Origin of the sequence: Streptococcus sp. 20925_1_44, assembly GCF_041432435.1 — a bacterium.
Taxonomy (GTDB): domain Bacteria; phylum Bacillota; class Bacilli; order Lactobacillales; family Streptococcaceae; genus Streptococcus; species Streptococcus infantis.
On record NZ_JAPVZQ010000003.1, the window covers coordinates 253,505 to 266,434 of the forward strand.

The 12,930-nt window shown below is 40.0% G+C and carries 9 protein-coding genes; all 9 read left to right on the plus strand.

Annotated elements, in window-relative coordinates; translation table 11 throughout:
• Positions 1–64 precede the first annotated feature (64 nt).
• Positions 65–763 carry an N-acetylmannosamine-6-phosphate 2-epimerase gene (locus tag O3643_RS05585; RefSeq protein ID WP_006152943.1) on the plus strand — a complete coding sequence of 233 codons (699 nt, stop codon included), beginning with the start codon at positions 65–67 and terminating at the stop codon, positions 761–763.
• Positions 764–879: 116 nt separating this feature from the next.
• Complete coding sequence (locus O3643_RS05590) at positions 880–2,214, plus strand: ABC transporter substrate-binding protein (protein ID WP_371500407.1); 1,335 nt, start codon at positions 880–882, stop codon at positions 2,212–2,214.
• A 233-nt stretch (positions 2,215–2,447) separates the two neighbouring features.
• Positions 2,448–3,314, plus strand: a complete 867-nt coding sequence (locus O3643_RS05595; RefSeq protein WP_053092415.1) for a carbohydrate ABC transporter permease — start codon at positions 2,448–2,450, stop codon at positions 3,312–3,314.
• A 16-nt stretch (positions 3,315–3,330) separates the two neighbouring features.
• On the plus strand, positions 3,331–4,170 hold the full coding sequence (locus tag O3643_RS05600) for a carbohydrate ABC transporter permease (protein WP_004250812.1): 840 nt from the start codon (positions 3,331–3,333) through the stop codon (positions 4,168–4,170).
• A gap of 497 nt (positions 4,171–4,667) precedes the next feature.
• Positions 4,668–5,120 (plus strand): YhcH/YjgK/YiaL family protein, encoded by a 453-nt coding sequence (locus tag O3643_RS05605; RefSeq protein WP_006155741.1) that lies wholly within the window; start codon positions 4,668–4,670, stop codon positions 5,118–5,120.
• Positions 5,121–5,139: 19 nt separating this feature from the next.
• Positions 5,140–5,790, plus strand: a complete 651-nt coding sequence (locus O3643_RS05610; RefSeq protein WP_004250816.1) for a YesL family protein — start codon at positions 5,140–5,142, stop codon at positions 5,788–5,790.
• 163 nt (positions 5,791–5,953) lie between these two features.
• Positions 5,954–6,871 (plus strand): dihydrodipicolinate synthase family protein, encoded by a 918-nt coding sequence (locus O3643_RS05615; RefSeq protein ID WP_006149428.1) that lies wholly within the window; start codon positions 5,954–5,956, stop codon positions 6,869–6,871.
• A gap of 15 nt (positions 6,872–6,886) precedes the next feature.
• Complete coding sequence (locus tag O3643_RS05620; RefSeq protein ID WP_036759079.1) at positions 6,887–7,771, plus strand: ROK family protein; 885 nt, start codon at positions 6,887–6,889, stop codon at positions 7,769–7,771.
• A 312-nt stretch (positions 7,772–8,083) separates the two neighbouring features.
• A partial coding sequence (locus O3643_RS05625; RefSeq protein ID WP_371500411.1) for an alpha-L-fucosidase occupies positions 8,084–12,930 on the plus strand: 4,847 nt, incomplete at its 3' end.

Genomic DNA, 12,930 nt, shown 5'->3' on the forward strand with positions numbered 1-12,930 from the left:
ATTGAAAGCGCTTTAAAAATGATATATAATAGGCTCATAAGAAAAAAGAAAAGGAGGAAAGTGGATGCCACAGATCAGTAAAGAAGCTTTGATTGAGCAGATTAAAGATGGAATCATCGTTTCTTGTCAGGCACTTCCTCACGAACCGCTTTATACAGAAGCGGGAGGTGTAATGCCCTTGCTAGTCAAAGCGGCTGAGCAAGGTGGAGCAGTCGGTATCCGAGCAAATAGTGTTCGGGATATTAAGGAAATCAAAGAGGTCACAAATCTTCCGATTATCGGAATTATCAAACGTGATTATCCACCACAGGAACCATTCATCACAGCTACTATGAAAGAAGTTGATGAACTAGCAGCTCTAGATATTGAGGTAATCGCTCTAGATTGTACAAAGAGAGAACGCCATGATGGCCTAGAGATTCAAGAATTTATCCGTCAAATCAAAGAAAAATATCCAAACCAACTCTTGATGGCTGACACAAGTACCTTTGAAGAAGGACTAACAGCAGTTGAGGCGGGAATTGACTTTGTCGGAACAACCTTGTCAGGCTACACATCTTATAGTCCAAAAGTGGATGGTCCAGATTTTGAACTCATCAAGAAACTATGCGATGCAGGTGTAGACGTCATCGCAGAAGGAAAAATTCATACACCAGAACAGGCTAAGCAAATCCTAGGTTACGGAGTGCGAGGCATCGTAGTTGGTGGCGCTATTACTAGACCAAAAGAGATCACGGAACGATTTGTTGCAGGTCTCAAATAAGATAATTAAAACACGAGGAGAGTGGTTGATTCGTAAAACAAAATGTAAACGTATACAAAGTTGTCAATACTCATTATCCGTTTCGGATACGCATATCATCATTTAGGAGAATACTAATGAAATTTAGAAAACTAGCTTGTACAGTACTTGCGGGTGCTGCTGTTCTATCTCTTGCTGCTTGTGGCAAATCAGACGCTAACAAAGATGCGGCTAAATCAGGTGGCGACTCTGCTGCTGCAACTACAGAAATTACTTGGTGGGCATTCCCTGTCTTCACACAAGAAAAAACAGGTGACGGTGTAGGAACTTATGAAAAATCTATCATCGAAGCTTTCGAAAAAGCAAATCCAGATATCAAAGTTAAACTAGAAACAATCGACTTCAAATCTGGTCCAGAAAAAATCACGACAGCTATTGAAGCTGGAACTGCTCCAGATGTACTTTTCGATGCACCAGGTCGTATCATTAATTACGGTAAAAATGGTAAATTAGCTGAGTTGAATGACCTCTTTACAGATGAATTTGTTAAAGATGTTAACAATGAAAACATCATTAAAGCAAGTAAAGCTGGTGATAAAGCATACATGTATCCAATCAGTTCTGCACCATTCTACATGGCTATGAACAAGAAAATGTTGGAAGATGCTGGTGTAGCTAACCTTGTTAAAGAAGGTTGGACAACAGATGATTTTGAAAAAGTCTTGAAAGCACTTAAAGACAAAGGATACACTCCAGGTTCATTGTTCAGTTCTGGTCAAGGGGGAGACCAAGGAACACGTGCCTTCATCGCTAACCTTTACGGCGGTTCTGTAACAGACAAAGAAGTTACTAAATACACAACTGATGATCCTAAGTTCGTCAAAGGTCTTGAAAAAGCAACTAGCTGGATCAAAGATGGTTTGTTGAACAACGGTTCACAATTTGACGGTGGAGCAGACATCCAAAACTTTGCAAACGGTCAAACATCATACACAATCCTTTGGGCACCAGCTCAAAACGGTATCCAAGCTAAATTGTTGGAAGCAAGTAAAGTTGAAGTGGTAGAAGTTCCATTCCCATCTGATTCAGGCAAACCAGCTCTTGAATACCTTGTAAACGGATTTGCAGTATTTAACAACAAAGATGAAAAGAAAGTTGCTGCAGCTAAGAAATTCATCCAATTCATCGCTGATGATAAAGAGTGGGGTCCTAAAGACGTAGTTCGTACAGGTGCCTTCCCAGTTCGTACTTCATTTGGAAAACTTTATGATGATAAACGTATGGAAACTATCAGTGGTTGGACTAAATACTACTCTCCATACTACAACACAATCGACGGATTTGCTGAAATGAGAACTCTATGGTTCCCAATGTTGCAATCAGTGTCTAACGGTGACGAACAACCTGCTGCAGCTTTGAAGACATTCACTGAAAAAGCGAATGAAACAATCAAAAAAGCAGCTAAACAATAAGCCCTAAATAAAAAGTAAAATCCCCCCTTTTCCCTGTGCACATTTGTGTACGAAAAGGGGGAGTTTTGTTTAAAAAATGTAAGGAACTAACAGGTCAAAATTAAAATGAAGTTCTTACATAGGTTTTTCTTGGAAAAAATTTCATTTTGATTTTACATCAATGTCAGACAACAATAAAAAAACAAAAACTATTTGAAAGTGAGGTGCCGACTGTGAAAGTCAATAAAATTCGCATGAGAGAAACAATTGTTTCTTATGCTTTCTTAGCACCAGTATTAATCTTCTTTACCGTCTTTGTCCTAGCTCCAATGATCATGGGATTCATCACTAGTTTCTTTAACTACTCGATGACTAGCTTTGAGTTTGTGGGACTGGACAACTACATCCGCATGTTTAAAGACCCTGTCTTTACAAAATCTTTGATTAATACCGTAATCTTAGTTATCGGATCTGTACCAGTCGTTGTACTCTTCTCACTATTTGTGGCATCACAAACTTACCAACAAAATGCAGTTGCTAGATCCTTCTATCGTTTTGTATTCTTCCTTCCTGTTGTAACAGGTAGTGTTGCCGTAACGGTTGTATGGAAATGGATTTATGATCCTCTATCAGGTATTTTGAATTTCGTGCTTAAGTCAAGCCATATCATTAGCCAAAACATTTCTTGGTTGGGTGATAAAAACTGGGCTTTGATGGCGATTATGATTATTCTTTTGACAACATCAGTTGGTCAGCCAATCATCCTTTACATCGCTGCAATGGGTAATATTGATAACTCACTTGTTGAAGCGGCGCGTGTCGACGGAGCTACTGAGTTACAAGTTTTCTGGAAGATTAAATGGCCAAGCCTCCTTCCAACAACTCTTTATATCGCAATCATTACAACAATCAACTCATTCCAGTGTTTCGCTTTGATTCAGCTTTTGACTTCCGGTGGTCCGAACTACTCAACAAGTACACTTATGTACTACCTTTACGAAAAAGCCTTCCAATTGACTGAGTATGGCTATGCCAATACTATTGGTGTATTCTTGGCAGTTATGATCGCTATCGTCAGCTTTGTTCAATTTAAAGTACTTGGAAACGACGTAGAATATTAATAGAAAGGAGACAGCTATGCAATCTACACAAAAGAAACCTTTAACAGCCTTCACTGTTATTTCAACCATCTTCTTGCTTTTATTGACTGTACTGTTTATCTTTCCATTCTACTGGATTTTGACAGGTGCATTCAAATCACAACCGGATACCATTATGATTCCACCACAATGGTTCCCTAAAGCTCCAACAATGGAGAACTTCCAACAATTGATGGTGCAAAACCCAGCCTTGCAATGGATGTGGAACTCAGTCTTCATTTCATTGGTAACAATGTTCTTGGTTTGTGCAACTTCATCCCTAGCAGGTTATGTCTTGGCTAAGAAACGTTTCTATGGACAACGTATTCTGTTTGCTATCTTTATCGCTGCCATGGCTCTTCCAAAACAAGTTGTCCTTGTGCCATTGGTACGTATCGTCAACTTCATGGGAATCCATGACACTCTTTGGGCGGTTATCTTGCCTTTGATCGGATGGCCATTTGGGGTCTTCCTCATGAAACAGTTCAGTGAAAACATTCCAACAGAATTGCTCGAATCTGCTAAAATCGATGGATGTGGTGAGATTCGTACTTTCTGGAGCGTAGCCTTCCCTATTGTGAAACCAGGATTTGCAGCTCTTGCAATCTTTACCTTCATCAATACATGGAATGACTACTTCATGCAGTTGGTTATGTTGACATCTCGTAACAACTTGACCATCTCACTCGGAGTTGCGACTATGCAGGCTGAGATGGCAACCAACTATGGTTTAATTATGGCAGGGGCTGCTCTTGCGGCTGTGCCAATCGTAACAGTCTTCCTTGTCTTCCAAAAATCCTTCACTCAAGGGATTACTATGGGAGCGGTCAAAGGTTAATACTCTGCGAAAATTGAATTCAAACCACGTCAGCGACTCCTTGCCGTACTCAAGTACAGCCTGCGGATTGCTTCCTAGTTTGCTCTTCAATTTTAATTGAGAATAGGAAAATCTATTTATTGAGAACGATATAGTATTATAAGTGTCTACAAAATGGAGAGGAGTTGGTTACTTCATGAAGTTTTGTTAGACACTTATAAACTTGATTTTTGATTTTTAGATATTATCTAGAATAGTTATTTCCCATTTTAGTGGTATCCAAGACAAGAATGTTGTACTTATCTTGGACGGAATTTTTGAGAGTAAAATAGTTCGGGGAACTATTTTAGCCTGAGCCTAGAAATAAATGAGCGAGGAGCTCAAAAATTAGGTCTTTTATTTCATGGTTTTCTAAAATCATCCACTGGATAATTTTACCTTCCGTCCGCACTATTTAAGGGAAATTATAAAAAGATAAATCAAATTGGCAATAAGCATCAGAAGCGAAGGAAATTACTATGATTTTTGATGATTTAAAAAACATTAGCTTTTACAAGGGAATTCACCCAAATCTGGACAAGGCTATTGATTATCTCTATGAGCATCGTAAAGATACTTTTGAATTAGGTAAATACGACATTGATGGAGATAAGGTCTTCTTAGTTGTGCAGGAAAATGTTCTCAACAAAGAAGAAAATGATCGCTTTGAGCATCATAAAAACTATGCAGACTTACATTTGTTAGTTGAAGGACATGAGTATTCTAGCTACGGTTCTCGTATCAAAGATGAGGCTGTAGCCTTTGATGAAGCTAGCGATATTGGCTTTGTTCATTGTCACGAACAATACCCACTCTTGTTGGGATATCATAATTTTGCAGTTTTCTTCCCAGGAGAACCTCATCAGCCTAATGGTTATGCAGGTATGGAAGATAAAGTTCGCAAATATTTATTTAAAATTTTAATCGATTAGTCAGTTAGGAGGAGAAACAATGGCACATAAAGGATCTGGATTGATAAAAGCGGCATTCGATACGGATAACTTTCTAATGCGTTTTTGCGAGAAGGTTTTAGATATCGTGACGGTTAACCTACTCTTTGTTGTGTCTTGTTTGCCTATTGTAACTATTGGAGTAGCAAAAATCAGTCTCTATCAGACTATCTTTGAAGTGAAGCGCAGCCGTCGTATTCCTGTTTTCAAAATCTATATTAGAGCCTTTAAGCAAAATTTGAAATTAGGTTTTCAGTTAGGTTTGCTGGAATTAGGAATCTTTTTAATCAGTGTGGTTGACTTATCACTATTTTGGAGTCAAACTGGTGTTGCCTTTCAGCTCATTAAAGCTATTTGCTTGGGAATTCTGATATTTTTAACCCTAGTTATGTTGGCTAGCTATCCAATTGCTGCACGCTATGAATTAACTTGGAAAGAAGTGCTCCAAAAGGGCTTGCTTTTGGTAAGTTTTAACTTCGTTTGGTTCTTCTTGATGCTTGCGATTATTTTGTTAATCATTATGCTTCTCTATCTATCAGGCTTTACTCTAGTGCTTGGTGGTTCAGCATTTCTACTCTTTGGCTTTGGTCTTCTTGCCTTTTGCCAAGCTGGATTAATGGAAAAATTGTTTGCTAAATATCAGGCAGATTGAAAACGACATGAAACTACTTTCAAACAAGAAAAGCTATGGGAGATGAATAGAAATTAGAATCTAAGTGGCTGAGATGTATTGAAAGCGCTTTTTACAAGGTGTATACTAAAATAGTAAAAAATCATCTGCTCAAAGCAGAAAAAAGAAATCTTAGGAGAAATCTATGTCAGATTTAAAAAAATATGAAGGTGTCATTCCTGCCTTCTACGCATGTTATGATGATGCGGGTGAAGTTAGCCCAGAACGTACTCGTGCCTTGGTACAATACTTTATTGATAAAGGTGTTCAAGGACTTTACGTTAATGGTTCTTCAGGTGAGTGTATCTACCAAAGTGTAGAAGACCGTAAATTGATCTTGGAAGAAGTTATGGCAGTTGCTAAAGGTAAATTGACCATCATTGCTCACGTAGCTTGCAACAATACAAAAGATAGTATTGAATTGGCTCGTCATGCAGAAAGCTTGGGTGTTGATGCTATTGCGACAATCCCACCAATTTACTTCCGTTTGCCTGAGTACTCAGTTGCTAAATACTGGAACGACATCAGTGCTGCAGCACCAAATACAGACTATGTTATCTACAACATTCCTCAATTGGCAGGTGTTGCTTTGACTCCAAGTCTTTACACAGAAATGTTGAAAAACCCACGTGTCATTGGTGTTAAGAACTCTTCAATGCCAGTTCAAGATATCCAAACTTTTGTCAGCCTTGGTGGCGATGACCATATCGTCTTTAACGGTCCAGACGAACAATTCCTAGGCGGACGTCTCATGGGAGCAAAAGCTGGTATCGGTGGTACTTATGGTGCTATGCCAGAACTCTTCTTGAAACTCAACCAATTGATTGCGGATAAAGACTTAGAAACAGCGCGTGAATTGCAATACGCTATCAACGCTATCATCGGCAAATTGACTGCAGCCCATGGTAATATGTACTGTGTGATTAAGGAAGTCTTGAAAATCAATGAAGGGCTTAACATCGGATCAGTTCGTTCTCCACTTACACCAGTGACCGAAGAAGATCGTCCAGTTGTAGAAGCAGCTGCTCAATTGATTCGTGAAACTAAGGAGCGTTTCCTCTAATCAATAGGAGGCTTTATGACTAATTACGTTGCAATTGATATTGGTGGAACTAATATCAAATACGGTTTAATTGACCAAGAAGGACAACTTGTAGAGACTAACGAAGTAGCGACTGAGGCTCACAAGGGTGGTCCACACATCTTACAGAAAACAAAAGATATCGTAGCTAGCTATCTAGAAAAAGGACCAGTGTCAGGTGTAGCCATTTCCTCGGCGGGAATGGTCGATCCTGATAAGGGTGAGATTTTCTACGCTGGTCCACAGATTCCAAATTATGCCGGAACCCAATTTAAAAAGGAAATTGAAGAAAGCTTTAACATTCCTTGTGAAATTGAAAATGATGTTAACTGTGCAGGGCTTGCTGAAGCTGTCTCTGGTTCAGGAAAGGGCGCAAGTATTACCCTTTGCTTGACGATTGGGACTGGTATCGGTGGTTGCTTGATCATTGATGGCCAAGTTTTTCATGGCTTTAGTAATTCTGCCTGTGAGGTTGGTTATCTGCACATGCAAGATGGAGCTTTCCAGGATTTAGCGTCTACGACAGCTCTTGTTAAGTATGTGGCTGATGCACATGGAGATGAAGTGGAACAGTGGAACGGTCGCAGAATTTTCAAAGAAGCTACCGAAGGTAACAAACTCTGTATGGAGGGAATTGACCGTATGGTGGATTACCTTGGTAAGGGTCTCGCAAATATTTGTTATGTTGCCAATCCAGAAGTTGTCATCCTTGGTGGTGGTATCATGGGGCAAGAAGCAATTTTGAAACCAAAAATCCGTAAGGCTTTGAAAGATTCGCTTGTTCCAAGCTTGGCAGACAAGACTCGACTTGAATTTGCCCACCATCAGAATACTGCTGGCATGCTCGGTGCTTATTATCATTTCAGAACCAAACAGTCCTAAATTGGCTTTGCCAATTTAGGTTTTTTTGGCAGGAAAAAAGCTAGGTAAAACTTTAATAAAACTTTGGAAGTCCTTGCATTTCTTGAGATAATATAGTATATTTATTATACTGAGAAATCTCGAAAAAGCGGTTGTAAAATCTAGTCATTTTTTTATTCAGAAAAAATGTAAGCGATTTCTAAAAATGAATCTAAACAGAAGATAAGAGTGGGAGGAAGAAGAGTTTTAAAGTAGCACTGAGAAATAAAATTGTCGCCAGCAGAAACTGGGCTCTTGCAGTAGCTGACTGCTTTTGTTCATTAGGAGAATTTGATGAAACAGTATTTTTTTGAAAGAAGTCGTATATTTAGTATTCGTAAACTAACGGTTGGTGTAGCCTCTGTGGCAGTTGGACTGGCTTTTTTTGCATCTGGAAATGTTGCCGCTAACGAAGTTGTGACAGAGCCAAAACTGGAAGTAGAAGGTCAAGCCAAACCAGTAATCGATGTCGATAAAGAAAAATCTGAAGCAGTTAAGGAAACTAAAGAAGTTAAGGAAACTAAAGAAGTAGTGAGTCCTGTAAAAGAAGAAGTTGCTGAACAAGCAGCTCCTGCTACAGAAAAAGTAACAGAAGAAACTAAAACTACTGAAGAGGTTGGAGATTTACTTCCAGTAGAAATTCCTGACCGTGCCTATCCTGATACACCAGTAAAGAAACTTGACACTTCAGCCATTGTATCAGAAAAAGATAGCCCGAAAGTTGAAACTAAAAGTATTTTAAAAGCTGAAGAAGCAAGTACAACTGAAGGCGAAAAAGAAAATAGAGCTATTATCAATGGTGGCCAAGACCTTAAGCATATCAATTATGAAGGGCAACCAGCTACATCGGCTACCATGATTTACACAATCTACAGTTCACCTCTAGCAGACGGTGGAACTCAGCGTTACCTCAATTCAGGTTCAGGTATCTTTGTGGCTCCAAATATCATGCTGACAGTCGCTCACAATTTCTTGAAGAAGGATGCCGAAACCAATGCTGGTAATATCTTAGGTGGTGATACTGCTAAGTTCTACTACAATGTTGGTTCTAATACTCCAAAAGAAAGATCATTGCCAACTTCAGGAAAAACTGTTTTGTTCCAAGAAAAGGATATTCATTTCTGGAATAAAGATAAGTTTGGTGAAGGATACAAGAATGACCTAGCCTTGGTTGTGGCTCCAGTTCCAGTACAGATTGCAAGTCCAAATAAGGCAGCAACCTTTACTCCGTTAGCAGAGCATCGGGAATACAAAGCTGGAGAACCTGTTAGTACGATTGGCTATCCTACAGATTCAACTTCTCCAGAATTGAAGGAACCGATTGTACCTGGTCAATTGTATAAGGCAGACGGTGTCGTTAGAGATACTGAAAAGTATGATGATAAGGGAACAGTAGGTGTTACCTATCGTTTGACTTCTGTATCAGGTCTTTCTGGTGGTGGAATTATCAACGGTGATGGTAAGGTCATTGGGATCCACCAACGTGGTACTGTTGATAATGCGAACATTGCTGAAAAAGACCGCTTCGGTGGAGGTCTAGTCTTGTCTCCAGAACAATTAGCATGGGCTAAAGGAATCATTGATAAATACGGTGTTAAAGGCTGGTATCAAGGCGATAACGGTAGCCGTTATTATTTCACTCCAGAGGGAGAAATGTTAAGAAATAAGACAGCAGTTATCGGTGAAAACAAATATTCATTCGATGAAAGTGGTGTAGCAACTCTCCTTGAAGGCGTTGACTATGGACGAGTTGTTGTCGAACACCTAGACCAAAATGATAATCCGGTCAAAGAAAACGATACCTTTGTAGATAAGGCAGAAGTTGGTGCTCAATTCAACTATAACTATAAAACAGAAATTGAAAAGACTGACTTCTTCAAGAAGAATAAAGACAAATATGAGATTGTATCGATTGATGGCAAAGCTGTCAATAAACAATTGAAAGACGCTTGGGAAGATGATTATAGTGTTGTGAGCAAGGCTCCTGCAGGAACTCGTGTCATTAAAGTAGTCTATAAAGTGAACAAAGGTTCCTTTGAGGTTCACTATCGCTTAAAAGACTCTGATAAAGAGTTGACAACTGCAGATGTGGATAATAACGAAGGTAAAGAATACGATGTTTCCTTTGTTCATAGATTCCAAGCCAAAGAAATTGCAGGTTATCGTGCAGTAAATGCAAGTCAAGAAGCGACTATCAAGCATAAAGGGGTGAATGAAGTTATTTTTGAATACGAAAAGATTGAAGATCCAAAACCAGCAACTCCTGTAACTCCAGTGGTTGATCCAAAAGATGAAGAAACAGAAATTGCTGCTTACGGTCCACTTCCAAGCAAGGCTCAATTGGACTACCACAAGGAAGAATTGGCTGCCTTCATCCACTATGGTATGAATACCTACACCAACTCTGAGTGGGGAAATGGTAGAGAAAATCCTCAGTACTTCAATCCAACAAACCTTGATACAGATCAGTGGATTAAGACTTTGAAGGATGCTGGATTCAAACGAACAATCATGGTTGTAAAACACCATGACGGATTTGTGATTTATCCATCTAAATATACAGACCATACGGTCGCTGCTAGTCCGTGGAAAGATGGTAAGGGAGACCTTCTCGAAGAGATCTCTAAATCAGCGACTAAGTATGACATGAATATGGGTGTTTACCTATCACCATGGGATGCCAACCATCCTAAATATCATGTTGCAACTGAGAAAGAGTACAACGAATACTACCTCAACCAACTCAAGGAAATCCTTGGCAATCCTAAATACGGAAACAAAGGTAAGTTTATCGAAGTTTGGATGGACGGTGCGCGTGGTAGCGGAGCTCAAAAAGTAACGTATACCTTTGATGAGTGGTTCAAGTACATCAAGAAAGCTGAAGGAGATATCGCTATCTTCTCTGCTCAACCGACAAGTGTCCGTTGGATCGGTAATGAACGTGGTATCGCCGGAGATCCAGTTTGGCATAAGGTCAAGAAAGCTAAAATCACTGATGATGTGAAGAATGAATATCTCAACCATGGAGATCCAGAAGGAGATATGTACTCAGTTGGTGAAGCAGACGTTTCTATCCGTTCAGGTTGGTTCTACCATGACAATCAACAGCCAAAATCAATCAAAGATTTGATGGATATATACTTCAAGTCTGTTGGTCGTGGAACGCCACTTCTCCTCAATATTCCACCTAATAAAGAAGGTAAATTCGCAGATGCAGATGTCGCTCGCTTGCAAGAATTCCGAGCAACCTTGGATCAAATGTATGCAACTGACTTCGCTAAGGGTGCAACTGTAACTGCAAGCTCTACTCGTAAGAATCACTTGTATCAAGCAAGTCATTTGACAGATGGTAAGGATGATACGAGCTGGGCACTAGCAAATGATGCTAAGACAGGTGAATTTACTGTCGATCTTGGACAAAAGAGACGTTTTGACGTAGTCGAACTGAAAGAAGACATCGCTAAGGGGCAGCGTATCTCTGGATTCAAGGTTGAAGTTGAACTCAATGGTCGTTGGGTACCATACGGTGAAGGGTCAACTGTTGGTTATCGTCGTCTTATCCAAGGTCAACCAGTAGAGGCACAAAAGATTCGTGTAACCATTACTGGTGCACAAGCGACTCCAATTTTGACAAACTTCTCTGTTTATAAGACACCAAGCAGTATCGAGAAGACAGATGGTTACCCTCTAGGACTAGATTACCATTCAAATACAACTGCTGACAGAGAGAATACAACTTGGTATGATGAATCTGAAGGCGTCCGTGGAACATCTATGTGGACTAACCAAAAAGATGCTAGTGTAACCTACCGTTTCACTGGAACAAAAGCATATGTAGTGTCTACAGTTGATCCAAACCACGGTGAAATGTCCGTTTACGTGGATGGTCAAAAGGTTGCAGATGTCCAAACAAAAAATGCAGCTCGCAAGCGTAGTCAGATGGTCTATGAAACAGCTGACTTGGCTCCAGGTGAACATACTATCAAGCTTGTCAATAAGACTGGCGAGCCTATTGCAACGGAAGGTATCTACACGCTCAACAATGCTGGTAAAGGTATGTTTGAGATGAAAGAAACGACCTATGAAGTTCAAAAAGGTCAACCGGTTACTGTAACCATTAAGCGTGTTGGTGGTAGCAAAGGAGTAGCAACAGTTCACGTTGTAACAGAACCAGGAACAGGGGTTCACGGTAAAGTTTATAAGGATACAACTGCTGACTTGACTTTCCAAGACGGTGAAACTGAGAAAACAATCACGATTCCAACGATCGACTTTACAGAGCAAGCTGATTCAATCTTTGACTTCAAAGTGAAAATGACTAGCGTTTCTGACAATGCCCTTCTTGGATTTGCTTCAGAAGCTACTATTCGAGTGATGAAGGCAGAATTGCTCCTAAAAGACCAGACAAGCTATGACGATCAGGCACCTCAGCTTGACTATAGTCCAGGTTGGAACCATGAAACGAACTCAGCTGATAAATACCAAAATACAGAATCATGGGCGTCATTTGGACGTTTGACAGAAGAGCAGAAGAAAAATGCTAGCGTAACAGCCTACTTCTACGGAACAGGTCTTGAGATCAAAGGATATGTGGATCCAGGACATGGTATCTACAAGGTGACGTTAGACGGTAGAAAAGTCGAGTATCAAGATGGCCTAGGTAATGCTTCTGAGTACAACGGTAAGAAGTACTTCAGTGGTACAGCCACTACTCGTCAAGGTGGTCAGACTCTCGTTCGTTTGACTGGACTCGAAGAAGGTTGGCATGCTGTAACCTTGCAATTGGATCCAAAACGTAATGATACTACGAGAAATATTGGTATCCAAGTTGACCAGTTCATCACTCATGGTGAAGGTAGTGCTCTTTATACCAAAGCAGAGTTAATCCAAGCCATGAAGAACTGGAAGGATGAGTTGGTTAAGTTTGACCAGACAAGCTTGAAGAATACTCCAGAGGCACGTCAAGCCTTCAAGTCAAACTTGGATAAATTATCTGAGCAACTTTCAGCAAGTGATGCCAATGCACAAGAAGTTCTGAAGACAGTAGCAGCTTTGCAAACGATCCTTGATAAGGAAGAAAATTATGGCACAGATGATACGCCAACACCAGAACAGCCAGAAGAACCAAACTATGACAAGGC

What these genes read in the sequence shown, in the direction of transcription:
- O3643_RS05590 (WP_371500407.1), top strand. Translation starts at nt 880, where the DNA reads ATGAAATTTAGAAAACTAGCTTGTACAGTACTTGCGGGTGCTGCTGTT.
- O3643_RS05600 (WP_004250812.1), top strand. Translation starts at nt 3,331, where the DNA reads ATGCAATCTACACAAAAGAAACCTTTAACAGCCTTCACTGTTATTTCA.
- O3643_RS05610 (WP_004250816.1), top strand. Translation starts at nt 5,140, where the DNA reads ATGGCACATAAAGGATCTGGATTGATAAAAGCGGCATTCGATACGGAT.
- O3643_RS05615 (WP_006149428.1), top strand. Translation starts at nt 5,954, where the DNA reads ATGTCAGATTTAAAAAAATATGAAGGTGTCATTCCTGCCTTCTACGCA.
- O3643_RS05585 (WP_006152943.1), top strand. Translation starts at nt 65, where the DNA reads ATGCCACAGATCAGTAAAGAAGCTTTGATTGAGCAGATTAAAGATGGA.
- O3643_RS05595 (WP_053092415.1), top strand. Translation starts at nt 2,448, where the DNA reads ATGAGAGAAACAATTGTTTCTTATGCTTTCTTAGCACCAGTATTAATC.
- O3643_RS05620 (WP_036759079.1), top strand. Translation starts at nt 6,887, where the DNA reads ATGACTAATTACGTTGCAATTGATATTGGTGGAACTAATATCAAATAC.
- O3643_RS05605 (WP_006155741.1), top strand. Translation starts at nt 4,668, where the DNA reads ATGATTTTTGATGATTTAAAAAACATTAGCTTTTACAAGGGAATTCAC.